Annotated in this window: 22 protein-coding genes and 5 pseudogenes; 12 read left to right on the top strand and 15 right to left on the bottom strand. The window is 60.4% G+C overall.

Features of this window, described 5'->3' with window-relative positions; translation table 11 throughout:
* Positions 1 to 2: 2 nt before the first annotated feature.
* The 5 genes and pseudogenes from AC57B1_RS02210 to AC57B1_RS02190 form a co-directional block, all read right to left on the bottom strand.
* A complete protein-coding gene (locus AC57B1_RS02210) occupies positions 3 to 737 on the bottom strand; it encodes a tyrosine-type recombinase/integrase (protein ID WP_496416437.1) in 735 nt (244 codons plus the stop codon).
* Positions 730 to 1,671 (bottom strand): tyrosine-type recombinase/integrase, encoded by a 942-nt coding sequence (locus AC57B1_RS02205; RefSeq protein WP_496416436.1) that lies wholly within the window; start codon positions 1,669 to 1,671, stop codon positions 730 to 732. The genes AC57B1_RS02210 and AC57B1_RS02205 overlap by 8 nt, the downstream gene beginning before the upstream one ends.
* Positions 1,668 to 2,909 carry a tyrosine-type recombinase/integrase gene (locus tag AC57B1_RS02200; RefSeq protein ID WP_496416435.1) on the bottom strand — a complete coding sequence of 414 codons (1,242 nt, stop codon included), beginning with the start codon at positions 2,907 to 2,909 and terminating at the stop codon, positions 1,668 to 1,670. Before AC57B1_RS02200 ends, AC57B1_RS02205 begins: the two co-directional genes overlap by 4 nt.
* A 96-nt stretch (positions 2,910 to 3,005) precedes the next feature.
* A pseudogene (gene istA / locus AC57B1_RS02195) lies at positions 3,006 to 3,767 on the bottom strand (IS21 family transposase); the annotation flags it as partial.
* A 107-nt stretch (positions 3,768 to 3,874) separates the two neighbouring features.
* On the bottom strand, positions 3,875 to 4,618 hold the full coding sequence (locus AC57B1_RS02190) for an IS4/Tn5 family transposase DNA-binding protein (protein WP_496416434.1): 744 nt from the start codon (positions 4,616 to 4,618) through the stop codon (positions 3,875 to 3,877).
* Between the two features lie 116 nt (positions 4,619 to 4,734).
* On the opposite strand from AC57B1_RS02190, the gene AC57B1_RS02185 reads away from it, so the two are divergent.
* Positions 4,735 to 5,513, top strand: a protein-coding gene (locus AC57B1_RS02185; protein WP_496416770.1) for an IS5 family transposase whose coding sequence is annotated in 2 segments (ribosomal slippage) — positions 4,735 to 5,065 and positions 5,065 to 5,513 — 780 coding nt in all. Because the reading frame shifts where the segments join, the coding sequence is not laid out codon by codon here.
* A gap of 499 nt (positions 5,514 to 6,012) precedes the next feature.
* Positions 6,013 to 6,254, top strand: a pseudogene (locus tag AC57B1_RS02180) (IS5/IS1182 family transposase); the annotation flags it as partial.
* An 89-nt stretch (positions 6,255 to 6,343) separates the two neighbouring features.
* On the opposite strand, the pseudogene AC57B1_RS02175 reads toward AC57B1_RS02180, so the two are convergent.
* Positions 6,344 to 6,490, bottom strand: a pseudogene (locus AC57B1_RS02175) (IS30 family transposase); the annotation flags it as partial.
* Positions 6,491 to 6,493: 3 nt separating this feature from the next.
* Positions 6,494 to 6,667 (bottom strand): annotated as a pseudogene (locus tag AC57B1_RS02170) (IS110 family transposase); the annotation flags it as partial.
* A 109-nt stretch (positions 6,668 to 6,776) separates the two neighbouring features.
* Between AC57B1_RS02170 and AC57B1_RS02165 the strand changes: the two are divergent.
* Both AC57B1_RS02165 and AC57B1_RS02160 read left to right on the top strand, forming a co-directional pair.
* Entirely contained in the window at positions 6,777 to 8,456 is a 1,680-nt protein-coding gene (locus tag AC57B1_RS02165; protein ID WP_496416433.1) for a PTS sugar transporter subunit IIBC, read from the top strand.
* 248 nt (positions 8,457 to 8,704) lie between these two features.
* The gene (locus AC57B1_RS02160) at positions 8,705 to 10,027 is read left to right on the top strand and encodes a DUF1996 domain-containing protein (RefSeq protein WP_496416432.1); all 1,323 of its coding nucleotides are present in this window, start codon (positions 8,705 to 8,707) and stop codon (positions 10,025 to 10,027) included.
* A 128-nt stretch (positions 10,028 to 10,155) separates the two neighbouring features.
* On the opposite strand, the gene cydX is transcribed toward AC57B1_RS02160, so the two are convergent.
* The 5 genes from cydX to rpoH all read right to left on the bottom strand — a co-directional run bounded on the left by cydX (position 10,156) and on the right by rpoH (position 14,608).
* Positions 10,156 to 10,272 (bottom strand): cytochrome bd-I oxidase subunit CydX, encoded by a 117-nt coding sequence (cydX, locus tag AC57B1_RS02155; RefSeq protein ID WP_091796841.1) that lies wholly within the window; start codon positions 10,270 to 10,272, stop codon positions 10,156 to 10,158.
* Positions 10,273 to 10,300: 28 nt separating this feature from the next.
* Positions 10,301 to 11,437, bottom strand: a complete 1,137-nt coding sequence (gene cydB / locus AC57B1_RS02150; protein ID WP_496416431.1) for a cytochrome d ubiquinol oxidase subunit II — start codon at positions 11,435 to 11,437, stop codon at positions 10,301 to 10,303.
* Positions 11,438 to 11,472: 35 nt separating this feature from the next.
* Positions 11,473 to 13,077: a cytochrome ubiquinol oxidase subunit I gene (locus AC57B1_RS02145; protein WP_091793600.1), complete on the bottom strand. Its 1,605-nt coding sequence runs from the start codon at positions 13,075 to 13,077 to the stop codon at positions 11,473 to 11,475.
* Positions 13,067 to 13,327, bottom strand: a complete 261-nt coding sequence (cydP, locus tag AC57B1_RS02140) for a cytochrome oxidase putative small subunit CydP (protein WP_496416430.1) — start codon at positions 13,325 to 13,327, stop codon at positions 13,067 to 13,069. The genes AC57B1_RS02145 and cydP overlap by 11 nt, the downstream gene beginning before the upstream one ends.
* A 345-nt stretch (positions 13,328 to 13,672) precedes the next feature.
* Entirely contained in the window at positions 13,673 to 14,608 is a 936-nt protein-coding gene (rpoH, locus tag AC57B1_RS02135) for an RNA polymerase sigma factor RpoH (RefSeq protein WP_091796837.1), read from the bottom strand.
* A gap of 363 nt (positions 14,609 to 14,971) precedes the next feature.
* Here rpoH and AC57B1_RS02130 point away from each other — a divergent pair, with 363 nt between their 5' ends.
* Together AC57B1_RS02130 and AC57B1_RS02125 are read left to right on the top strand one after the other, a co-directional pair.
* Positions 14,972 to 15,535: an acyloxyacyl hydrolase gene (locus AC57B1_RS02130; protein WP_496416429.1), complete on the top strand. Its 564-nt coding sequence runs from the start codon at positions 14,972 to 14,974 to the stop codon at positions 15,533 to 15,535.
* Positions 15,536 to 15,578: 43 nt separating this feature from the next.
* Positions 15,579 to 15,962 (top strand): nuclear transport factor 2 family protein, encoded by a 384-nt coding sequence (locus tag AC57B1_RS02125; RefSeq protein ID WP_091796835.1) that lies wholly within the window; start codon positions 15,579 to 15,581, stop codon positions 15,960 to 15,962.
* Between the two features lie 309 nt (positions 15,963 to 16,271).
* On the opposite strand, the pseudogene AC57B1_RS02120 reads toward AC57B1_RS02125, so the two are convergent.
* Both AC57B1_RS02120 and ybiB read right to left on the bottom strand, forming a co-directional pair.
* Positions 16,272 to 17,288: pseudogene (locus AC57B1_RS02120) on the bottom strand (2-isopropylmalate synthase); the annotation flags it as partial.
* A gap of 489 nt (positions 17,289 to 17,777) precedes the next feature.
* Positions 17,778 to 18,749, bottom strand: coding sequence for a DNA-binding protein YbiB (gene ybiB / locus AC57B1_RS02115; RefSeq protein WP_496416769.1), 972 nt, complete (start codon positions 18,747 to 18,749; stop codon positions 17,778 to 17,780).
* Positions 18,750 to 18,977: 228 nt separating this feature from the next.
* Between ybiB and AC57B1_RS02110 the strand changes: the two genes are divergently transcribed.
* Both AC57B1_RS02110 and maiA read left to right on the top strand, forming a co-directional pair.
* A complete protein-coding gene (locus AC57B1_RS02110) occupies positions 18,978 to 19,676 on the top strand; it encodes a fumarylacetoacetate hydrolase family protein (protein WP_091796833.1) in 699 nt (232 codons plus the stop codon).
* Between the two features lie 25 nt (positions 19,677 to 19,701).
* Positions 19,702 to 20,346 (top strand): maleylacetoacetate isomerase, encoded by a 645-nt coding sequence (maiA, locus tag AC57B1_RS02105; RefSeq protein WP_496416428.1) that lies wholly within the window; start codon positions 19,702 to 19,704, stop codon positions 20,344 to 20,346.
* Between the two features lie 126 nt (positions 20,347 to 20,472).
* Here maiA and ftsY read toward each other — a convergent pair whose 3' ends face one another.
* Positions 20,473 to 21,639 (bottom strand): signal recognition particle-docking protein FtsY, encoded by a 1,167-nt coding sequence (gene ftsY, locus AC57B1_RS02100; protein WP_408302421.1) that lies wholly within the window; start codon positions 21,637 to 21,639, stop codon positions 20,473 to 20,475.
* 241 nt (positions 21,640 to 21,880) lie between these two features.
* Here ftsY and rsmD point away from each other — a divergent pair, with 241 nt between their 5' ends.
* From rsmD to AC57B1_RS02080, 4 genes are all read left to right on the top strand, one after another.
* Positions 21,881 to 22,495: a 16S rRNA (guanine(966)-N(2))-methyltransferase RsmD gene (gene rsmD / locus AC57B1_RS02095; RefSeq protein ID WP_496416427.1), complete on the top strand. Its 615-nt coding sequence runs from the start codon at positions 21,881 to 21,883 to the stop codon at positions 22,493 to 22,495.
* Between the two features lie 111 nt (positions 22,496 to 22,606).
* Positions 22,607 to 23,122 carry a pantetheine-phosphate adenylyltransferase gene (gene coaD, locus AC57B1_RS02090; RefSeq protein WP_091796829.1) on the top strand — a complete coding sequence of 172 codons (516 nt, stop codon included), beginning with the start codon at positions 22,607 to 22,609 and terminating at the stop codon, positions 23,120 to 23,122.
* 347 nt (positions 23,123 to 23,469) lie between these two features.
* Complete coding sequence (locus tag AC57B1_RS02085) at positions 23,470 to 23,931, top strand: hypothetical protein (protein ID WP_496416426.1); 462 nt, start codon at positions 23,470 to 23,472, stop codon at positions 23,929 to 23,931.
* 117 nt (positions 23,932 to 24,048) lie between these two features.
* Positions 24,049 to 24,843, top strand: a complete 795-nt coding sequence (locus tag AC57B1_RS02080) for a hypothetical protein (protein ID WP_496416425.1) — start codon at positions 24,049 to 24,051, stop codon at positions 24,841 to 24,843.
* Positions 24,844 to 24,938 lie beyond the last annotated feature (95 nt).

Here is a 24,938-nt window from a genome sequence, read left to right as displayed (position 1 = left end):
ACCTATTTACGGGATGTTGCACTAGCGCAGCGCTTCACCAGAGCATGAATGCCGGAGCGCGTCATCGTCTGGTGGAACCGGTTGAGGAACACAGGTTCGGCGGCGGCCCTGCCTTCAGTCTGTGAGCGCAACGCCTCGATTGTGGATTTCCAGAGCGGGCAGCGGCGATGTTTGTTCCCCTTGCCGACGATGCTGGCCGAACGCGTGTGCCAGTCAATGTCGCCAATCCTGAGCTGCGCGGCTTCGCTTGCACGCGCTCCTGAATTAAACATGAAGAGCAGTAACGCATGTTCGCGCTGCCCCTGTGCTGTATTCATGTCAAAGGCTGCGAGCAGGGCGTCCATTTCCTGCCTGCTAAGGTAGCTGATCTCCGGCCGACTGGTTCTCTTGACGGGAATCAGATGAATCTGTGCCCACCAGTCGACGTATTCCGGTGCATGTTCGCCGATGAAACGAGCCAGCGCATGGATGCCGCCGAGCCGCTGATTTCGTGTGCTGACCATACAGTGGCGCTGTTCTTCCATGTGCGTCAGGAACAGGCGGACCATTTGCGCTGAGAGATCATCAACGATCAGGCGGTCGATCCGTTTGTCGACCTTGGCGGCCAGATACGGAAGCAACAGCATGAGCATGTCGCGGTAACTTTTTTGCGTATTGATGGCAAGATTACGTTCACCCACCAGATACTCGATCAGGAACCGCCGGATCCACGGACCCAGCAGAGATGAGTTATTCATGATGCACCTCAAGGAAGTAAGTTTCAAAGCGCGTGCCCGCTTCATTCAGCAACTCGGGCGTCAGAGTGAGGTAGCGCTGGGTGCTCGCGAGATCGATGTGGCCGAGATAGGTGGCCAGTTGCGGTAACAACAGTTGCAACTCCACGCCACCGCGATACCAGGCGGTTAGCCGGTGCACTGCGCCTGAGTGCCGCAAATCATGCAGCCTCGGCTGGCAGGACGCACCGCCTTCGCGTTGGATGTTTGCCAGGACGCGCTGTCGCTGAAAGGCCTTGCACACAGCTTTCTGGGTCACAGGGCGACCATCGCGGAAACAGAAGAACGGCGCAGCCGGTGCCTGCCCAAATCTCTGGTTGCGTTGCCGGGCATAGGTTCGCATCGCACTATTCAGATCTGCGCCTAGCGGAACCAGCCTCGATTTATAGAATTTGCTCTCGTGCACGTGCAGGACGGCTTCGTCGAGATTGACGTCCTGCATGGTTAGCCGCAAGGCTTCGCCATGGCGCAGGCAAGCGCCATACAGCATCAGAATGAGTGCACGCAAAACATATGCATCCAGCAGACCGTATGGACTGCATGCCGCCGGAGCCACGTCGAGCAGGCGCTTTAATTCCTGCTGCGAATAGATATAGGGTGTCAGCGGTGGCGGCAATTCCGGACTGTAGCGAGAAAGTGGAGAAGCCGAGACATGCCCACGCGAGAGGGCAAAACGAAACAGGCAGTCAAGTACTGACCTTCTCTTGCGCCAATGGTTAGTCAGCGGCCTGTTGCCAGTCAGGAAGTCATGTACCTGCCTGAGCGTGACCGACGTCACATCAATGTTGCCATCAACCCGGCGGCAGAATGAGGCAAGCGTGGCCGCTTCGGAATCAAAGCGCATGCCCAACGCCCGTTTGTGGCTCACGTATTGGGCGACAAGTTCGGAGAGCGTCATAGCAGACTCCCCAGATCGATTTCGGCCACACGCCTCAGTCCGCTCAGGTCAACCTTCGCATAGGTTCTCGTCGACGAAGCGCTGCGATGGCCGAGATGATCGCCGATCTCCTTCAGGGCAAAACCAGCATCGAGTAAGTGCCGGGCATTGGCATGCCTCAGGCAATGTGCGCCGCGCCGCGGGATGTCGATGCCAAGCACTGCGAGACGCGACCGGACAATGTCGCTTACGCGCGCAGGTGACAGCGGTCGGATCGGCGCCTCAACCGACAGGAACAGCTCACGATGAGCGCTTCGTGGACGCGCCTCCTTCAGGTAACGCAGAATGGCATTCCCAACTGTTGCCACCAGCGGATATTGCTGTGTGCAAAGCTGCTTGGGACGATGAACATGAAGGATCTCGCCGCACCAGTCTATATCCTCCAGACGGAGCAGTACCACCTCGCCGCGCCTCAGTCCGTAGACAACCAGCAGCATGATCATCGCACGGTTGCGTAGATCGATCGCACTGTCGCCGACAAAACTGGCCACGAATCTTTGCACGTCCTCCCAATCTGGCCCGAGCGGCAAACCCTCCTCCCTATACACCACGGGTGCTTCAATGCCGCACGCAACGTTGGTAGCCCAGCCTTGTCCTTCCGCATACCGGAAGAAATTGCGCAGCGTGCTCGCAAGCGCGTGCAATGACGCTCTGGACCAGCCCCGGTTGCCCTGGTACGCGAGATAGGTGTCGACGTCGTGGATAGTGAGAGCATCAATTGCCCTGTCAGGGCGGCAGACCATCGCCAGAAAATGACCGATCTCATCACGACAGTTTGAAATCGTAGCAGGAGAGAGTCCTCGCTGGTCGCGCATGAAATCGACGTAGTGCTCGACATAGTGAACAAATGGTTCTCTCGTGGGATGCCGTTCCTCCAGACGCCCCAGAAAACGCAGCCAGGCCGTGGCGGTATGGATGAACAGACGCCGCGAGCTGCGGGACTCGTTCGTGCGCTCACTTCGAACGAGACGAATCCGGTGGTCAACCGCAAACGCGATTTCCTCGTGCGTTATTAACCGCGGGCGGGACAGATCCATGCTCTGTGAAAAAACCAGCAGGACCCACGCGATCTTGCGGATCGACTTAGGCGGATAACCCAGTTCCTGACAATGTACGAGGAAGCGTTTCCTGGATTCCACGCAGGGCGCGAGCGTGTGGGCAGCAAGAGCATGCGGACGCGTAAAGAGAGTCTCAAACATGATATTCCCCCAATGTTGATCAGTGGAATATCAGTATCAGCCTGAAATTATGTCGCCATGGACGCGTCAACCTGACAGGCAATACAGGGTCATTAAGAGGCACCGCGACATTTTTTTTACCACACCATACTCGTTGCCCAGGCCCCGGTTGTTGCGTGTGCCTTCCATCCCGTAATGTTCGAGCAGCGCAGCATAGCGAGCCGTGAAGTCTTCCTTGTCCTTCAGGTTCTTGAATGCCGCCGACAGGCTGTCGGAGCGATGTTCGCGCGGGCAGCCACCAGCCTGCCACAGCGCGTTCTGCAATCCCGTCGCGAGGGCCTGGAAACTCTCTCCACCGTCGACCACGCTGGCGTACTCCCAGCGGGAGAACGCCAGCACGAAGTGATACAGCAGATGGGCAAAGGCAACGCCGCCGATTGTGACAGCCAGTTTCTCCATGTGCGTGAAGTCCGACAGGCCTCGCGCGCCGGGTTGATACGTTTGAGGGAAGAACACTTCCTTGCCGGGGCCTTCGAGGGCGCGCCACTGGCTGATATGCCGCTCGAGCGTGCGCCGCATGCTGTCTGGGAAGCGCTCCGGATGGTCTTCCTGCAATTTACGCAGCAGGGTGATCGCCTTGAGCTTTGGCACACTGCGCAGCAATGGGACAACTTCACTCTCCCAGACGTCGGCGAACGGATCAGGCCTTGAGCGCCAATAGCGTCGGGGTTGCTGCGACGGCAGTCCGGCGTCGTGCTCGACACGCCGTGCCGTGCGCTCACTCATGCCGGACTTCGCGGCAGCGAGCTTCTGGGGATGATGTTTGCGATGGTTCATGTAGAGGCGGACCTGTTGTTCGGTAATGCGGGTTCCAGACATGGGGCTGACCGCTCTTTTTAGCTTTAGTCAGCCATCCTATGCCTCCGCCGAACCGGCGCCGCCGGTAGCTCGTCGTCTCCGGCGGCTACGCCGCCTCCGACTCCTCACTACCGGCCAAGATGATCGCCGCTACACCGGACAAAATGATTGTCGCCCCCCACCAGAAAATGCGCTCCGAGCTCGCAGGCAGCGTCAAACAGCTCAAAGATGTCGCTTTCCCGGTCACCGATATGCACACAGCGATCTGGATCGCCGAGCCGGGTCGTTGATTGCCGCAGATTCTCAATCCAGCGAAAGCTTTCTTTCTGCTCGATCGGTATGCGAGTGAAGTTGACCTTGTTACGCCGGGTCGCCGTGTCCTTGAACTCTTTGCGGCTCCAGAACTTGATGGCGCTCAGCCCGAGCGGCAGACCTTGCGCTGTCACTGCGAGACTCGAATGCATCAGGATGCCGCATTGCGAGCTCGGCTTCTCCCTGCCTCGTCGCTGGGCAGAAGTTATCGTGCTGCCAGCGTAGCCGATGAGTTCGGGGTGCTCCCTTTCGTACGAAGACGTAGTGGTATCCTGAAGGACAAGAATTGGCCCATCGGTCGTGGAGAAACGCTGTGTGGTTGCCTGAAAATGTCCGCTCAGAATGTCCTGTTCACTGACGCGGTCATTGTCCATAAAACGATAGGCTGCCTTGGTATTGGCCCAGTCCTGGCAGGCAAGCGGAATGGTCTGCCCCATACCCTTCCAAAACTGCTTCAGCAGTATGCCAAAACGCTTGCGTAGCCGCACGTCCTGGAATTCGCTGCCTTCGAGTTCCTGTTCAAGCCACGCCCGGTCTTCTACCTGTCGTTTCCTGACCATCCATCTCGCACGCCATTCGTGACCTATGCCAGGTTACCAGGTTTCGGAGTGCAATTGTGGGTAATCACAAGTTGAAAAAATGTGTTTACATCCTGTCTTTTGCGCTACGAGACAGGATGGTACGAACGTTACTGAGCGACGAAGTATGGAACAAAGTGCAAGTTATCCTGCCGGGCAAGGAAGGCGACCGTGGTCGAACGGCATCCAACAATCGTTGGTTCCTCGAAGCAGTGCTATGGATTGCCCGAACCGGCAGTCCGTGGCGCGATCTTCCCGCGGAATTCGGCCGATGGCATACGGTATATATCCGCTTCTCGCGCTGGCGAAACAAGGGTGTGTGGGCGCGGGTGGCGAATGCTTTGGCAGGCGAGACCGAAATCGAGCACATCCTGATCGATTCGACGATCGTGCGAGCGCACCAGCATTCGGCCGGGGCCTTAAAAAAAGCGGGCCGCAAGCGCTCGGACGTTCTCGAGGCGGACTGAGCACCAAACTGCATCTGGCGGTGGATTCGAAAGGTCGCCCGTTGCGACTGATCGTCACTGAAGGACAGGTCGCCGACATCTCGTGCGCCGCGCAACTGGTCGAGCATCTGCGCACCGGAGCGGTGATCGCGGACAAGGGCTACGATGCTGACCACTTCGTGCAACGGATTCGGGCTACCCGTGCGAAGGTCGTGATTCCCCCGCGTTCGAATCGCAAGACAACGCGGCGCTACAACCGTGCGCTGTACCGTACACGCAACCTGGTCGAACGGTTTTTCAACCGCATCAAGCATTTTCGCCGCGTCTCCACTCGATATGACAAGCTTGCCGAGAGCTATCTCGTCTTTGCATCGCTTGCCTGCGCGTTTGGGCCAGTCGTAAATGTGAACACAGCCGAATTGATGTACTAAACGGTCCGCCGATTGCTGTTGCGTGTGACCAAATTACTGTCGGCTGGGTTGGCGACAAGCCGTTGCGGAAATGCAACGAAGTTTGATGCCTGGCCGCCCAGTGACGAACAGAGACCGAGATAGTGGGCGAGAAGACAGATCGGGTCTGGAAGCCACACGGACACAATTCTTTCTCACCGGCTGCAGAAGTCAAAAGCTCGCAGAGAGTGATGGTCTTCTTCATATTCCCCATCTAGAAACACGCGGAGCATGATGCTGACGCGGTCTGGCTGGACATTACTTGCACACTCGAACGAAGAAGAAGGGTTGTTGGAGTGAATGTCTTAAAGGCGCATCTAAAATCCACCATCGCCACGCTCATCGCCCGGGGGCAAACGTCAGCACTGCGGTGAGTGGCCTGAATTCCATCGGCTAGACGACTTCGGGCAATTCAAAGCTGCCGCCGCAAAGCCACGCTCGTTGCAAAAGGCAATCCACCCCCATTGAGGCGAGCGGCCCGTCGCCGATGGTTACAGCGGCAAACGTGCATGACAAGCACGCATTGCCTGATCTGCTCCATGGGGACGAACAACGTGTGTACGTTACAGTGCATATGCGAGCCAAAAGGAGCTGATGGCAAGCAAAGCGCCCAAGGCGAAAGACTTTACCAATGACCGCGTAAAAAACCGCCTTGGTGAAGTCGATGAGCTCAAGCGGGCAAAGAATCACAATAAATCAAAGATACGCGCTCGGGTAGAGCATGGCGGTTTCAAGAGCGAAGCGCAACACCGGGATCAATGGCCGGGGTGAGGATTGACTGGGCGGTTTCAAGAGTGAAGCGCAACAGGGGGCTAATGAATGGAAGCTGAGGTTATCGACGCGGTTGCAAGCATACGTTCGAAGACCTCGAATGGCGAATGAAATGCATGGGTAGCGCGAGGTCGGCTGTTGAGGCTGTCGGCGATGGCGTCGAGTTCGTCCTGACTGTAGATCGAGAGGTNCTGAGCTCCGCCGCACGCCTCCATCCCTATCAGGCAAGGAGCCCGGTTCGCGAAGTGCTCAAGAAACAGCGCCCGTTTGAGCTGCCGGCTGACGATCTCCCCCGTGTCAGCATCTACCCAGTGAAGCTGGAACACCGTCTTCGCGATGTCGACCCCGACCGTCGTATACTTCATCTCGGACCCTCCGGTTAGCCTGTGAAGACCTTCATGATCTTCCAATTTGGGCACTTTTGATGCCGGCGGCCCGTGAGGGTCCACTTTTTCAGCTCCTAACGTCCGATAGGTGGGGGCGTTCATTCCATTTGCCGACGCCGGCGGCGCGATCTTCGACAACCTGCCGCTGCTGTTCGCGATCGGCGTGGCGGTCGGTTTCGCGAAAGACAACAACGGCGTGGCGGGTCTGGCTGGCGCGATCGGTTATCTGATCGAAGTCGCCGTGATGAAGGACATCAACGACAAGCTCAACATGGGCGTGTTGTCCGGGATCGTGGCGGGTATCGTCGCGGGCTTGCTGTACAACAGGTACAAGGACATCAAGCTGCCCGATTACCTCGCCTTCTTCGGAGGGAAACGCTTCGTGCCGATTGTCACGGGGGTAGTGTGCCTCGTGCTCGGCATAGCGTTCGGCTACGTGTGGCAACCGGTGCAAGCCGTGATCGATACGGCTGGCCACTGGCTGACCACCGCGGGCGCGCTCGGCGCGTTCGTGTTCGGCGTGCTGAACCGTTTGCTGCTCGTCACGGGTTTGCATCACATCCTCAATTCGCTCACATGGTTCGTGTTCGGCACCTTCACGCCGCCGGGCGGCGCCGCGGTGACGGGCGATCTGCATCGCTTCTTCGCGGGCGACCCGACTGCGGGCACCTTCATGACGGGCTTCTTCCCGATCATGATGTTCGGCCTGCCGGCTGCCTGTCTCGCGATGTTCCATGAAGCGCCGAAGGAGCGCCGCGCGGTGGTCGGCGGCCTGCTGTTCTCGATGGCGCTCACGTCGTTCCTCACGGGCGTGACCGAGCCGATCGAATTCAGCTTCATGTTCCTCGCGCCGGTGCTGTACGTGATCCACGCGCTGCTGACGGGGCTCTCGCTCGCCATCTGTTCGGCGCTCGGCATTCACCTCGGCTTCACGTTCTCCGCGGGCGCAATCGACTACGTACTGAACTACGGCCTGTCGACGAGAGGCTGGTGGGCAATTCCGATCGGCCTCGTGTACATGGTGGTGTACTACGGACTGTTCCGCTTCTTCATCCGTAAGTTCAACATGGCGACGCCGGGCCGCGAGCCGGCCGCAGCCGACGAACAGGCCGACTCGTTTGCCGCTGGCGGTTTCGTTTCGCCGGTCGCCGGTGCGGCCGTGCCGCGCGCGCAGCGTTATATCGCCGCGCTCGGCGGTGCAGCGAATCTGTCGGTGGTGGATGCGTGCACGACGCGTCTTCGTCTGTCGGTAGTGGATTCGAACAAGGTCTCCGAAAACGAACTGAAGACGATTGGCGCACGCGGCGTGCTCAAGCGCGGGTCGACCAATGTGCAGGTGATCATCGGACCGGAAGCGGACATCATCGCGGATGAAATCCGCACGGTGATCGCGCAAGGTGGCGGCGATGCGATGAAGCCGGTGGCTGCCGCTCCGGCTCCTACTATGGCGGCTGCGCCGGTTCCGCAGGTGACGGCATCGGGCGCGCAAGGCGGCCCGCTCGATCCGGATCCATTGCGCTGGCTCGCCGTGTTTGGCGGCGCAGGCAACGTGGTGTCGCTGGATGCGGTGGCGGCAACGCGTCTGCGTATCGTCGTGCGTGACCCGTCGGCGGTCGATCGTCAACGTCTGGCGGCGCTCGACACGGCATGGGTCGCGGCGGATAGGTTCCATATCGTCGTCGGCGATGCCGCGCAGCGCTACGCAGAAAAGCTGGCGACGCGTCTGTCGCCGGCTACGGGAGCCGGTGCGGCGCCGCTGCCCGCGTAATTCTATCGACGCTTCGAACCGCGCTGATTTCGGTCTATCGGGCGGTTCGGTTCGCAAGCCACGATGTTCGGGAAGCCTCCGTTTTAACACCGGAGGCTTTTTTATGCACGGCAGTTACCGATATACGGCGGTGCGGCGCAGTAGCGCACACACGGTCTATTCTGAAAATAATTGGGTAAGCTAACTAATGACATTCGAGCGCCTTGTCATACCGGCAAGGCGTTTTCGTTCAAGCTCAGGAGTTACCCATGTCAATGCGAGCGGCAATCTGCCTCTTGTTCTTCCTGCCAGCCGGCGCTGCGTACGCCGGTGGCCAGTTCAATGTTCAATGCGCGTATTCGCACACGCTGCCGGACGATGCGATCGTCTTTCCGGGGCAGCCTGGCAGGGCCATGGTGCACGACTTTTTTGGCAACACGGGCGCGAATGCATATAGTACGTACTACTCCCTGAACGACAACAAGGTCACCACCTGTAATGTCGCGGCGGACCCTTCCTCGTACTGGGTTCCGCAATTGAAACGCGCGTCGGGAATCGTCGTGCCGGGTTATCAGAAGACCTACTACAAGAACGATCAGCCGGTGGTGCCGCTGCACACGATTCCCGATGGCCTGGAAATGCTGGCTGGCGATCACCGTTCATCCGTGCCCAAACCGCAGATCAACTATCTGTGCCGCGGCGGCTCCTACACCCAGATCGCGCCGACCCACTGCCCGGTCGTAACGGACAGCAGCGGCACTTACGCGCAGCTCGATATCTCGGTCCATTTTCCGGATTGCTGGGACGGCCGAACCCTTGTGCCGAACATGGCCAGCCACATCATGAACATGGCCTACCGGCAGGCGGACGGAAAATGTCCGGCCGCCTATCCCGTCAAGATTCCGGAACTGCAACTCAATGTTGCGTACGACCTGGGACAGGATCCTGATCTTTCCACCGCGCAATTGTCGATGGATCCGATTTTCGTGAATGGCACGTGGGTGCCGCAATGGGGAAGCCTGTATACCGCGCACGCGGACTTCATCAACGCGTGGAAGACCGATTCGCTGCAGTACGCTGTGGACAATTGCTCGAATGCGAACATTGCGTGCAGCAACAGCATCCCGACGTACTACTCGAAGGCCAGCGCCGATGTGTGGGTGGATGGCCGCGGCGTCACGCATGCGAGCGATAGCACGATGACCTCGGACGCGGGAAGTGTCGTGCTGATCAAAGTCCCGACGCCCACCAATCTGAAGGATTATCCGTACACCAACTCGTATCTGCAGACACTTGCGCAGAACGTCACGGACACGAGTGCGGTGACGCTGGATATCTACGCTGCTTCCACGAACTGGGACGATGTCGCCAACCTGCCAACGGCGGCCGCCTGCAATACGAACCAGCGAATCGGCGGCATCTACCTGGATAGTGCATTGCAGCCGCGCATCAACGACATCACGCGATACGTTGCATCGCAAGTCGCTGCGGGGGCGTCGCAAATCGGCGTGTGCATTCGCAACGCAACCGGCCGCACGATTCAGATCTCTTCACGCGACGGGACACGAACACCTGCGCTGTTCATGAAGTAATGTGGGCGGCGTGAGAGCAGGCGGGACCGCTTCTCATCTAGCCACGCAAAAAACGGCACCTTGAACCTCGAGGTGCCGTTTCTTTTTTGCGTGGCTATTCGACCGGCGCGCGGCCGGTTGAGCATGCATCAATGCGTCTTATGCTTGCCTGCTTCCACCGGCCGACGCGATTCCAGCCACATCACGTTGATCATGCCGAACGCTAACGCCACGCCGATTCCGAGAATCCAACTGAAATACCACATCACAAACTCCTGTTAAGCGTATTGGCGATCAATACATCGAATGGTGATTTTCTTCGAGCGCTGCCGCAGTCACCTTGCCGCGCATCACGCGATACACCCAGCTCGTATAGATCAGGATGATCGGCAGGAACACGATCACGGCGATCAGCATGATCTGCAACGTCATGCGGCTCGAGGTCGAATCCCACACGGTGAGACTGCTGCGGCCGTCGAGCGAGGAGGGCATGATGAACGGAAACATCGAGAAGCCCGCTGTGAGGATTACGCCGATGATCATCAGCGAGGTCGACAGGAACGCGCTCTTTTCAAAGCGCGAACGCGCGAGCAGCGTGGCGAGCACACCGCCCACCAGGCCGGCTGCGGGAGCGGCCACCATCCACGGATAGGTGGCGTAGTTGGTGAGCCACAGGCCCGGTGCGCCGATCACGCTCTTTAGCAGCGGATTGGCGACCGTATCGAGCGGCGCCGCGTCGACCAGCTGATAGCCGCCGATCATCGTAGCGATCAGCGCGCCGGCAATCAGGAACAGCACCACCGCCGCCAGCGACGCGATGCGCAGCGCGAGCGACGCGCGTTCGGCCACAATATCGTCCGCCTTCATCTTCACGAAGGCGGCGCCGTGCGCGGCCAGCATCGACACGCTGACGAGCCCGCACAGCACCGCGAACGGATTGAGCAGCGCGAAGAACCCGCCGTGATAGGTCACGCGCAGGTCGGTGTCGAACGAGAACGGCACGCCTTGCAGCAGGTTGCCGAACGCGACGCCGAACACCAGCGCCGGCACGAAGCCGCCGACGAACAGCGCCCAGTCCCACGCACTGCGCCAGCGCGGGTCTTCGCGCTTGCTGCGGTAGTCGAAGCCGACCGGCCGGAAGAACAGCGAGAACAGCACCAGCAGCATCGCGAAGTAGAACCCGGAGAACGAGGCCGCGTACACCAGCGGCCACGCGGCGAACATCGCACCCCCGGCGGTGATGAGCCACACCTGATTGCCTTCCCAGGTCGCGCCCACCGTATTGACGACAATGCGCCGCTCGGCGTCGGTCCTGCCGATGAAGGGCAGCAGGATCGCCGCGCCCATGTCGAAGCCGTCGGTGAGCGCAAAGCCGATCAGCAGCACGCCGATCAGCACCCACCAGATGAGTTTGAGGCTTGCATAATCCATGATGTTCTTTTCCCTTGAAACTCGGTGGCGGCGAATCAGGCGACCGTGTTGGTCGGCAACGGCTGGTTCAGCGGCTGATTCGGCGGCTGTTGTTCATGGTGGTAACGGCCCGTATGCAGCGACGAGGGACCGAGCCGCGCGTACTTGAACATCAGCATGATCTCGATGATGAACAGCACCGTGTAGAACACCACGAAGCCCCCGATACTCAGATACAGGTCGCCTGCCGTCAGGCTCGAGGCCGACAGGCTGGTGGGCAGAATGCCCGCGATGGTCCACGGCTGGCGGCCCACTTCCGCCACAATCCAGCCGAATTCAGCCGCGAGCCACGGCAGCGGAATCGCCCACACGGCCCAGCGCAGGAACCAGCGGCGCTTCTCCAGCAGCAGCGAGCGCTGCGCGCAGAACCAGAACGCCAGCACGAAGGTCGCGAGGAACAGGATGCCGAGGCCCACCATCAGGCGGAACGAGAAGAACACGGGCGCCACCGGCGGGATCGTTTTCTTTGCGGCCTGGGTGATCTGGTCGGGCGTGGCGTCGGTGACGTTCGCGGTGAACTGCTTGAGCATCAGGCCGTAGCCGAGGTCCTGCTTGTGCGCGTCGAAGGCGGCTTTGGCTTCGTCGGTGACATCGCCCTGTTTCAGCTTCTGCAGCGCGGCGTAGGCGAGCATGCCGTTCCTGATGCGCGCCTCGTTGCGCACCATCAGGTCCTTCAGGCCGACCACGGGTTCATCGAGTGAGCGCGTGGCGATGAGGCCGAGTGCGTAGGGAACCCGGATCGCGTAGTCGGTGCGTTCTTCCTTCTGGTTCGGAATCCCGATGATCGTAAACGGTGCCGGAGCGGGCGCGGTTTCCCATTCGGATTCGATCGCGGCCAGTTTGACCTGCTGGACTTCGCCGGTGCGGTAGCCGGATTCGTCGCCGAGCACGATCACGCACAGCGTGGAGGCGAGGCCGAAACCGGCGGCGATCGCGAACGAGCGCAGCGCGAATTCGGTGTCGCGGCGCTTGAGCAGATACCACGACGACACGCCGAGCACGAACATCGAGGCCGTCACATAGCCCGCCGAGACGGTGTGCACGAACTTGACCTGCGCGACCGGATTGAACAGCACGGAGAAGATGCTGTCGAGCTCCATGCGCATGGTCTGGTAGTTGAAGGTGGCGCCGACCGGATTGTTCATCCAGCCGTTGGCCACCAGAATCCACAGCGCCGAGAGGTTCGAGCCGAGCGCGACGAGGAACGTGACGCCCACGTGCTGGACCTTCGAGAGACGCTTCCAGCCAAAGAAGAACAGGCCGACGAAGGTGGACTCGAGGAAGAACGCCATCAGGCCTTCGACGGCGAGCGGCACGCCGAAAATGTCGCCCACGTAATGCGAGTAGTACGACCAGTTGGTGCCGAACTGGAATTCGAGCGTGAGGCCGGTGGTGACGCCCATGGCAAAGTTGATGCCGAACAGCTTGCCCCAGAACTGGGTCATGTCCTTGTAGATCTGCTTGCCGGTCATCACGTAGACGGATTCCATGATGACGAGCAGCCAGGACAGGCCGAGCGTGAGCGGCACGAACAGGAAGTGATAAAGCGCCGTGATGGCGAACTGGAGGCGCGACAGTTCTACGACTTCGCTAACGGGCATGTTGATCACCTTGGGACGGATGCGAGGCAGGCACGGACAGCAGCGCCTGCGCGACTTGCTCAGGCGGGAGCGACATGTGCTCTGCCTGTGGATGGTTGAAGAACGCGTATTTGAGCGCCATCAGCAGTACAAATTTGATGGCGAGGACGATGGCGATGTCCCGCGCCAACGTCGGACCGCGCACCCAGCCGTGGAACCTCTTGCGCAGGCTCGGGCGGCGGACGGTATTGCGATTGAGGGCTATGGTCATGATCGGTAGAAGGCAACTTCACACCGGTGAATCCGGCTGGCGCCAAGCCGCTTGAACGCATCAACGGTCTGGCGAATGCATCCCGATTCTAGGAGCAGAACCTCGCGCGCAACGGTTCCGTGCTGCGGCATTGGGTCGCGAGACTTGCGTCGTTTGACCAGTATTGCTATCGGGTTTGTGTTACGTCAAGAAACGCGTTGACCTTGCATCGGGTTCCACGCATGCGGGCGCGTGGGGGCATGCGGCGGCATGGGCGAAAAAAAGCCCCGCCGTCTTGCGAGGGCGGGGCTTTAGCGGTTGACTACCGCGCGCCGGGCGAACCGGCATGCTGAAACGCTTCAGGCTTTACGCATATTCGGTGAGTGCACCGCGCATCTTCTTCATTGCGCTCGCCTCGATCTGGCGAATCCGCTCGGCCGATACGCCAAACTCATCGGCGAGTTCGTGCAGCGTCGAGCCACCCGAGCCGTCGTCTTCCACCTTCAGCCAGCGAGCCTCGATGATGCGGCGGCTGCGGGCGTCCAGTGCGTCCAGCGCGCTTGCGATACCGTCGCTTTGCAGCTTGTCACGCTGACGCGAAGCCAGCACGGCGGTCGGTTCGCTATGCGAGTCGGCCAGATAAGCGATCGGCGCGTACGACTCTTCGCCGTCTTCAACCTGGCCTTCCAGCGCGATGTCGCCGCCGGACAGACGCGTTTCCATTTCGGAAACTTCTTCGCGCTTCACGTTCAACTCTTTGGCCAGATCGTCGATCTGGTCCGGCGTGAACGCGCCCAGCCCCTGCTTGTGGCTGCGCAGATTGAAAAACAGCTTGCGCTGCGCTTTGGTCGTGGCGACTTTCACCATCCGCCAGTTGCGCAGAATGTATTCGTGGATCTCGGCCTTGATCCAGTGCATGGCGTACGACACAAGGCGCACGTTCTGCTCCGGGTCGAAGCGCTTCACGGCCTTCATCAGGCCGATATTGCCTTCCTGGATCAGGTCGGCGTGCGGCAGTCCATAACCCAGATAGTTGCGCGCGATCGATACGACCAGCCGCAGGTGCGACAGGACGAGACGGCGCGCGGACTCGAGGTTGTCCTGCTCGCGAAATTCGGTGGCGAACTGGCGTTCTTCCGCCGGCGTCAGCATCGGAATCCGATTTACGGCCTGGATGTAGGCGTCGATATTGCCCAGTTGACCGGGCAGCAGCGAGGAATGCGAGAGCGCCAGCGCACCTGCCGAAGCGGCCTTAGCCGACGACGGGCTCAGAGTACTCGGAAGGGTCATTGCATGGCTCACGTAGGAAACTCCTTTGGAATCAGACAAAAGCTTGTTCAGGTAACGACTCCAGCGTTGGATGTTAGCACTCTGATTTACCGAGTGCTAATACTTAGAGGGCGTAGGGCCTTCTAGGTTCCGCAAATCGCTATTGAAATTCACGATCCAATAGCCATGCTACGCCTTCTTCAGCACCTCTGTTTGGAGCGTAGAAGTTACCTGTCAAAGCGCATTTGAGACGATAAGTGACCGATATTTGCTGAATTTGAAGTGACTAATTGCGAAAAAGTGGATTCCTTCATACGATCCACTCAATCGAGATTGACCTTAGAATACGCAGAACTGTTACGAATTGTTCAATGTTCGGCGGAGAGCGGGTGTTAGATGAACAACAAAAAGAATGGTTTGCGTGGTCTGGCTCTAAAAATTGCGACAGGGGCGGTACTGGTGGGCATGTCGGCATTGGCTTCGGCGGACCAGTTCGGCGTACAGGTGGCCGGTGGACTCGGCGATCGTCACGTCAAGAAACTTGATCTGGGAATCGTCTGGGATCCGGATCTGACCTGGTGGCAGATCGGCGACTGGCATTTCTCGCTGATCGGCGAAGCGCATGTGGCATGGTGGCACACCAACGAAGGCAACGTGCACGACAATATCGCCGAGGTTGGCGTGACGCCGATCATCCGCTTCATCAAGGAATCGGGCCCGATCCGCCCGTATGCCGAAGTAGGCGCGGGCATCCGCTTGCTTTCGAGCCCTCGGCTATCTTCGACCTTCACGCTGGGCACGGCGTTCCAGTTCGCCGACATGGCCGGTGTGGGCATGCAGTTCGGCAACCGCCAGCAGTATCAGGCGGGCTATCGCTTCCAGCATATTTCCAACGGCGGTATCAAAGAGCCGAATCCTGGTATAAATTTCCACCAGCTATATCTGCAATATAACTTCTGACGACCGTGGCCACGTTCGGCTCATCGGTGCGAGGGGCTGAGCGATGGTGGCAAAGATATTCGAAGCGATTCGCGCGGTCGAGCGAGAGCGTTTTCGTGCAATGGTCGACGGCGACGGCCAGTCGCTCGACTCTCTGCTCGCGGATAACGTGAGCTACGTTCACACGAACGGCAAGCGGGAAACGAAGCGGCAGTTCATCGACGGGATTGTCGCGGGGCGCCGCCGCTATCGGCAGATCGAGGTGCAGTCGCAAGACCTGCTGCCGGTCGGGCGGGAAACCTGCGTGGTCACCGGCCGGGCTTTGATCGAAATGGAAGCGAATAACGGCGCACTGCTGTTTCCGATCGCCTACACGGCGATCCATACGCAGGAAGACGGGCAATGGCGCCTGATCGCCTGGCAGGCGACGCGTTGCGCAATCGAGTGAGCTTTTTGAGCTCACTCTATCGGGCCGGTTGCGCCGTGTGAGCGTCCGGTTGCCACGAGCAAGCGGGTAGCTCGCTTGTGGTTTGCGTGTGTCTCGCGCATATGCCGGTTTGGTCGGGGCGTGGGCCTGCTCGCGGCCTCACTTGCGGCCTGATTCGCGGCCTCATTCGAGGCCTGATTCGAGGCCTTACCCAAGGCCTCTCCCGGGGCCTGATTGTCAGGCCGCGACGCTCTCCTGATCCACGCCGCTCCACTCGCGACTACCCATCGTTTCGGCCTCGACCATGACGGCCTGTTCTGCCGCGACGCCTTGTCGCGCCCCATGCTTCGCCTGAATCACCGTATCACCCGCATACGGGTGCCGCGGATCCACCGGCAACTGGTTGCACCGCTCCACCACGCGCCGGATCGCCGCCATGTCCGAGAAATCGAGCCCCGTGTCGATGCCTTGCGTAGCCAGATTCATCACGAGCGCGACGAGATCGACATTGCCGGTGCGCTCGCCGTTGCCGAACAGACAGCCTTCGACGCGGTCCGCACCGGCCAGCAGCGCCAGTTCCGCGGCGGCCACGGCGGTGCCGCGATCGTTATGCGGATGCACGGACAGCACGATGCTGTCGCGATAGGCGAGATTGCGATCCATCCATTCGATCTGGTCGGCGAACACGTTCGGCGTCGCCGCCTCCACGCTCGCGGGAAGGTTGACGATCATTTTGTGATCGCGCGTGGGCCGCCATGTCTGCGCCACCGCGTCGCACACCTCGCGCGAAAACGGCAGTTCGGCGGTATTGAACGTTTCGGGCGAGTACTGGAAGGTCCAGTGCGTGCCGGGCCGCGCCTGCGCATGCGCCTTGATGATTTGCGTGCCTTCCACGGCCAGCGCCTTGATTTCGGTCTTCGACTGGTTGAAAACGACCCGGCGAAACGTCGGGCAGATTGCGTTGTACAAATGCACGATCGCGCGCGGCACGCCTTCCAGCGCTTCGAATGTGCGCGCGATCAGTTCCGCTCGCGATGGCATGAACACCTCGATCGCCACGTCGTCGGGAATGCGGTTTTCCTCGATCAGCTTGCGGACGAAATCGAAATCCGTTTGCGATGCCGACGGATAGCCCACCTCGATCTCCTTGAAACCGATTGCGACCAGCATCTCGAAGAATTCGAGTTTTTGTGCGGCGTTCATCGGCTCGATGAGCGCCTGGTTGCCGTCGCGCAGATCGGTGCTCATCCAGACCGGCGCCTGGTTGATCGTGCGGCTCGGCCATTTGCGGCCGGTCAGTCGTACAGCGGGGAAGGGGCGGTATTTTTCAGCGGGATTGCGCAACATGGTGAGCCTCGTTCGTGGTGTCGTCTGCAAAAGGGTGGCGTCGAGCGGTTGGCGGACTGCCACGGGTGCACGGTCCGCCAACCGGTGGTTAGCGGCAGTAACGAACGGGCGCGAACGAACAGTGTCATGGAGACGGCGAAAACGGACGTGGAGATGGCCCATGCGACGTGCATTTGATCCTCGTGCTTCGTCCGCGCGGTAAACGGACGAATGCAAACGACTACGGGTGGTAAAGAACTACGCTTTGGGGATGAAACGGGAACAGCTGGGAGGACCGGACGAAGGCAACGCGGTTGCCGACGCGCCGACGCTACGCCTGACTCACGCTAGGCGTAGCGATAGGGGCCGCGCTAGGCGGCCGGAGGTAATTCGGAGGGTGTTCGGAAGGGAACGCATGGGTCTAATGTATGACGGCGCGCGACAGCGTGTCAACCCGCCGCGCTCTCGCCGGGCGACGGCGAGCGAGTCGTCGCGCTTACTGCGAGGCCGTCACACGGGCATTCTGGCGACGTCCACGATCAGTTCGACCTGCCGTTCGATCGCGCTCGGCACCGGCGCCTCGCCACGCAGGACGGCGCTGATCCAGGCGGCTGTCGTCGGCGCGTCTTTGGCCTCGGGCAAGTCGACTTCCGGCGCATTGGGCGACGAGCGTTCATGCGGCACGCGTGTTTCGCAGATGCCGTCGTGCAGCCAGTCGACCTGCACCTGACGGCGCGTATCCGCCACCGCTTCGCCTTCCGTACCGCGCGCGAGCAGGGCGCCGCCGGCTGCCGCGTCCGGATGTGTGTTGAACAGTTGCGTGAGACTGTCGCGATAGGGCGGGTGCGTGTAGTTCACGAGGCGCAATCCCGCGGGCGCGAACGGTTGCAAAATCTTCACCAGCGTGTGCGTCGAATTACGCACGCCCATGCGCCGGCGCAGCGCGAGCAGGCGCGCGAGTTTCGGCGCGAGCATGTCGATCGGCGTGAACGCAAGACGGCGCTCGGCGAGACCGTCTTCGATGTCGGCGAGCGAGCGCGCGTGCGGAATCTGCAGATGCGTGAAGATTTCCGCGCTCGTCACGCGGCCCGGATCTTCGGTTACGCCATGCACCAGCACCGGCACGCCTTCGCGAGCCAGCAGCAGGGCGAGCAGCGGCACCAGATTCGGCTGCTTGCGCGCGCCGTTGTAGGTGGGTATCGACACGGGCCGAAACGCGCCGTGCGGCAGATGAACCGGCTCGAACGACGCATGCGCGCCGGCCAGCATCGCGGCGAGTTCGTCGGCGGTTTCGCCCTTCACGCGATACGCGAGCAACACCGCGCCGAGTTCGAGATCGGCCACGCGGCCGTCGAGCATGGCGGTGTAGAGCGCGCGCGTATCGTCGGCAGTCAGCGCGCGGGCGCCGTTGGGGCCCCGGCCGATTTCCTTGATGAAGCGGGCGCAGGGGAAGGGATTGGCGGTGTCGGCGGAGTCGGTCATCGGGCGCAGTGGGACGTATTGGCGTGCCGCCTCGGAGCGGTCGGCCATGGTATTCAAGGGACGCTATTCAGTGTGAGTATCGCATCTATGGCGATCCGGCGAGGCAGCGCGTCCGCGGTTCGGGCCTTGCCGGTTCACGCCGAACTGCTGCGCGCGGCGCTTTGCCGCGCGTTACACTCGATGTTTTCTTGCCGCGCTGGCGGCATACATCAACGAACGGAGAACGGGATGAGTTACGTGTTTGCACCCGCACCGGTGGTCGCGGTGCCGGTGGTGGGATCCAGCGAGCAATTCGCGGTGCGTCGCATCTACTGCGTGGGCCGCAATTACGAGGCACATGCGCGGGAGATGGGACACGATCCTGATCGCGAACCGCCGTTCTTCTTCACCAAGCCGGCTGACGCCGTGCTGTACGTCGCGCCTGGCGCCACCGGGGAGTTTCCTTATCCGTCGCAGTCGAAAAACGTCCATTTCGAAATGGAAATGGTGGCGGCGATCGGCAAGGGCGGCAAGAACATTCCGGCCGAAACCGCGCTCGACCACGTCTACGGCTACGCGCTCGGTCTGGACATGACGCGCCGCGACCTGCAGGCGGAAGCGAAAAAGCTCGGCCGTCCGTGGGACACCGCGAAGGGCTTCGATCACTCGGCGCCGCTCGGCCCGATCCATCCGGCGGCCACGGTCGGCCATGTCGGCAAGGGCGCGATCTGGCTGTCGGTCAACGGCGAGGAAAAGCAAAGCTCGGACGTGTCGCAACTGATCTGGTCGGTGGCCGAGACGGTCGCTTATCTGTCGACGCTGTTCGAATTGCAACCCGGTGATCTGATTTTCACCGGCACGCCGGAAGGCGTCGGCGCGGTGGTGCCGGGCGATCTGATGAAGGGCGGCGTGGACGGGCTCGGCGAGCTCAGCGTGCGCGTCGTCTGACGGCCGGTTGGGGGAGACAGACAACATGAAGCTCTACAGCTATTTCCGTAGTTCGGCGTCCTATCGCGTGCGTATTGCGCTGAACGTGAAGAATCTGCCGTATGACTACGTGCCGGTCCACCTCGTGCGCGACGGCGGCGAGCAGTTGAAGCCCGAATACCGGAAAGTGAATGTGGACGGCATCGTGCCGACCTTCGTCGACGGCAACGACGTGATGCCGCAGTCGCTCGCGATCATCGAGTATCTGGAAGAGACGCACCCTGAGCCGCCTCTGCTGCCCGTGGCGCCGGCCGATCGCGCGTATGTGCGTGCGCTGGCATTGCAGGTGGCGTGCGAGATTCATCCGCTGAACAATCTGCGCGTGCTGAAGTATCTGAAGCACACTTTGTGTGTCGACGACGATGCCAAGGACGCGTGGTACCGGCATTGGGTGGAAGCAGGTTTCGCGACGTTCGAAGCACACGTCGCAGGCGACTCGCGCACCGGCAAGCTGTGTTTTGGCGATACGCCCACGATCGCCGATACCTGCCTGATTCCGCAGGTGTTCAACGCGCAACGCTTCAAGGTCGACACCGCGAAGTTTCCGACGATCCAGCGCATCTACGACTACGCAATGCAACTTGATGCGTTTGCCCGCGCGGCGCCAGGCGTGCAGCCCGACGCCGAGTAAGCCGGCACGATCCGGCTTGCTCCGGCCTGATTCGGGCGGCGGGGTAAAAAAAGGGCACTCCGTGGAGTGCCCTTTTTTGCTGTTTCGGCCGTCGCTGCTGTCGCAGCCGCTCTAAGCGCTGTAGCGTTAGCCACCCAGCAACGCGTCGGAAAACTCTTCCGCGCTGAACGGTTGCAAGTCCTCGACCTTTTCGCCGACGCCGATGAAGTACACCGGAATCGGACGCTGCCGGGCGATCGCGGCCAGAATGCCGCCTTTCGCCGTGCCGTCGAGCTTGGTGACGATCAGGCCGGTGAGGCCGAGCGCATCGTCGAAAGCTTTCACTTGCGCGAGTGCGTTCTGGCCGGTGTTGGCGTCGATCACCAGCAGTACCTCGTGCGGCGCGCCGTCTTGTGCCTTGCCGATCACGCGTTTCACCTTGCGCAATTCTTCCATGAGATGCAACTGGGTCGGCAGCCGACCGGCCGTGTCCGCCATCATCACGTCGATCTTGCGCGCACGCGCGGCGCCGACCGCGTCGAAGATCACGGCGGCCGGATCGCCGCTCTCCTGCGACACCACGGTCACGTTGTTGCGCTGGCCCCAGATGGCCAGTTGCTCGCGCGCGGCGGCGCGGAACGTGTCGCCCGCAGCCAGCAGCACCGACTGATCGAAGCTTTGCAGATGTTTGGCGAGCTTGCCGATGCTGGTGGTTTTGCCCGCGCCGTTGACTCCCGCGATCATCATGACGAGCGGCTGCGCGCGGCCGAGCATAAGCGATTTTTCAAGCGGCTTGAGCAGGTCGACCAGCAGTGTGCGCAGCGCCGCCTTGACCTGCTGCGGTTCGGTGAGGCGCTCGGCGCGCACTTTTTCGCGCAGCGCTTCGAGCAGGAATTCGGTGGCGTCGACGCCCGCGTCCGACATCAGCAGCGCGGTTTCGAGCTCTTCGTACAGATCCTCGTCGATCTTCGTGCCGACAAAGATGCCGGTCAGGCTCGAACTCGTTTTCGACAAACCAGTCTTCAGGCGTGTCAGCCATGAGCGCTTCGCGCCTGCGTCCTGCAGCGGAGGCGGAACGATTTCGACGGTTTCGGGCGCGGAATCTTCCGGCTCGGGCTCGATTGCCACCGGAGCGGCCGCAGCAGGCGCCTCGACGCGAGCCGGAGCCGCCGCCGGACGCGGGGTGGCCGGCGCGACCGGCGCAGGCGCCTGCACGGCGGCTTCGGGCGCCGGGGCTTCTGGCGCGGATTGCGACTCTTCTGGCGCGTTATCGGACTCTTTCGAACCCTTGAATCGTTTGAAAAAGCTGAACATGATCTGGCGTGGTGAGAGCGCGCGCCGATGCGCGCAGCCGGCATGACACCGGCGGGAGCGGCAGGCAGCGTTGCGATGCGGGATGCAAGGCGCTGGAAGCCGCACATTTTATCAGGCGCGCCGCTGCCCGTCGTATCGGCCGAACGGCCAGGCTGGACGCGCAGCGTCGCTGTGGTAACGTTGGCGCTCCGGCCCTCACGTATCGACGTTGCGGGCGCTTTCAAAACGTAATCGAAACTGCATGCCCCGTTCCGCACCTTCACGCGCCCATGGCGCTTCGTCCAAAAGCGGCAAGCCGCACGCCATCCGTATCATCGGCGGTGACTGGAAGCGCACGCCTTTGCCCGTGCTCGATCTCGACGGCCTGCGCCCCACGCCCGACCGCGTGCGCGAGACGCTGTTCAACTGGCTGGGCCAGAATCTGGACGGCCAGCGCTGCCTCGATCTGTTCGCCGGCAGCGGCGCGCTGGGCTTCGAGGCAGCGTCGCGCGGCGCCGCCCGGGTGTTGATGGTGGAGCGCAATGCGCGGGCCGCCAGCCAGTTGCGCGCCAATCAGGAACGCCTGTCGGCGCGCACGATCGAAATTGCTGAAGCCGACGGTTTGCGTCTTGCCGCGAGTCTCGCGCCCGGATCATTCGACGTGGTGTTTCTCGACCCGCCGTTCGGCGAAGATCTGCTCGGCAAAGCGCTCGCACTCGCCGGGCCGCTCGTCAGCGCAGACGGATTTCTATACGTGGAAGCCGGCGAGGCGCTCGAAGTCGAGGGAAACGAGACGCTCGCCGGGTGGGAAATCGTGCGGCAAGGGAAAGCGGGCGCTGTCCACTTTCATTTGCTGCAGCGCGAAAATAAGGAATAATGCGCGTTCCAAAACAAGCGCCGGGCGGTCTGCCGTCACGTGCGCGGTCGGTGCCAAATGCGTCGCGTGGACGCTTTGACGTGCCCTTTGTCTGAAGAGAGGAGAAGTCTCATGGTAGTCGCCGTGTACCCGGGCACGTTCGATCCGCTGACGCGCGGTCACGAAGACCTCGTTCGGCGCGCGTCGAGCATTTTCGACACGCTGGTGGTCGGCGTCGCCGACAGCCGTAACAAAAAGCCGTTTTTCACGCTCGAAGAGCGCCTCGACATTGCTCACGAAGTGCTCGGGCACTACCCGAACGTTCAGGTAATGAGTTTCAAGGGGTTGCTAAAGGATTTCGTGCGCAGCAATAACGCGCGGGTGATCGTGCGAGGCCTGCGTGCCGTGTCGGACTTCGAATATGAGTTCCAGATGGCCGGCATGAATCGCTATTTGCTGCCTGATGTCGAAACCATGTTCATGACGCCGTCCGATCAATACCAGTTCATTTCGGGCACGATCGTGCGCGAAATTGCCCAACTGGGCGGCGATGTCAGCAAATTCGTGTTCCCGTCGGTCGAGCAATGGCTGAAGGAAAAGGTCGCCGCGCTGGACCCGGCCAACGGCGCTTCGGCGGGGCAACCGTAACCGGCGTAAACTGTCGGTTTGACGGATCAAAGCTGGCTGCCGCCAGCGTGAAGTGAGAGAAGCATGGCCTTGATGATTACCGACGAGTGCATCAATTGAAAATTGGGGTCATATCATAAATTGACCGTCAACTAAGGCTTTCCAGCATTTCCAATTGCGCCGAAATCATGTTTTGCAACACCTATGCAACATCGGGAGCAAAACATGGCCACATTTAGTCAACGGAATGGCCGTTGGCAAATTAAAGTCGTCCGCAAGGGATTTCCAACCCAGTACAAATCGTTTGCAACAAAGGCTGAAGGGCAGGTTTGGGCACGTTCCGTCGAAACAGCAATGGATGACGGAACGTGGGTCGATCCGGCCAGCACGACCGACATAACGTTTGGCAAGCTGTTGGAGCGCTACCAAAAGTCGGTTACGCCGTCAAAGCACAGTCATGGCTCGTGCTTGCAAAAAGGGGGCAAGAGAGGGGCGATTCAGAGCAGGCTAACTACTGCGCAGCTAAAGCCCAGTACTGGCTCGGGAGAAGCGAGCAGCTATCCGGCTTGCCGCTCGAACTTATCTACGCGCAACATGTTAGCCAGAAGAAAGCGGCCAAAGCTCGGGTCGCGAAAGCCGATCCTATCCGCGAGTTCGCTGTGGGTCTGGTGAAAGACAACCCCGGTCGGTTCAACGGGCCATACGCTGCTGCCGCTGCAATCGAACCCAAGGTATTGCAAAAAATTGAGGAGCAAACGGGCAAGCGTCCTGTTGCGGGTTCGAAGAAAAAAAGCATTGCGCGATGGCTTGCGCATTTCTATGCCAAGTAAGCTCGCAAATATGGACACATGCCGGATGTGTCCATTTTCCCGATTGGTCCACGTCCGTAAGATTCTCCTTGTCGAAATCAACGACAAAACAACTTTACCGATAAGGAGATTCACAAAATGCTGAACGTTAATGATGTCAAGGATGAGGTTAAAGTTTCGGTTGCAGGCTCTGTCGATACGGATAATTTTTTCGACTCCGAAGAGCGTGAGGCCGATCTTTCTCCGGTGAGCGGTGCTGAAAACAAAGCACAGATTTCCTCTTCGAATAATCGTCCGGCTCCGCAAACGCCCGTCGATAAGTTTTTGGCTCAACTGGATGACGCGAGGGCAACCGTCGAAAAATACCGTGACCAACTGTACGAAACGCTGACTGCTGCGTACAAAGCCAGCCTGTTTTATTTCGAGCAAGACGAGAAGACGCGGAAGGAGTTAAAAGCGCAACTTGTAGCTCGATATGAAGCAGCAGGCTTCAAAGCTACGAAGAAAACCGTGATCGAGCACATGGTCCTGAAGAGTACGTTCGGCATGCTGAGCGACGCGACCGTATCGAACCGCGCAATCGCGCTCAAAGCGGCACGTGAAGAAAATATCGCTGTCGGCGAGTTCACGGGCTGGGTCGAGGGAAACGGCGGTATCCAAGCGGTTGTCACCGCGTACCGTCAGGAGAAAAACGGAACGGACAAACCGTTGTCACGCTCGGATCTGATCAAACAAGGTCAGGAAAAGATCGCCAACAACACCTCGAAAACCTTCAAAGCTGACGAGATGGGCAGTTTTGTGGCGGAAGCGGTCGCGCAGGACACGGAAGCGGTCGCGATTGTAGTGCGTCATCCGGGCGGCGGTTTCACGCTGAAGGGCTTCACGACTGCTCAGGCAGCGATCAGCGAGGCCTACGCAGCATTCGGCAAGTGAGCTGACAAAGCGAAAGTTAGTCGGGTTGGTGTCGGTTTTCATTGGTAGTCCTGATGGAACTCTGCGCGAACTCAATTTGATCGAGATTTTTCCCG

The sequence above is a fragment of the Paraburkholderia sp. BGA-UO-ETr-F21 genome (assembly GCF_059567925.1).
Note: the sequence above shows the minus strand (reverse complement) of the source record. Positions and strands in the feature narration are given on the sequence as shown.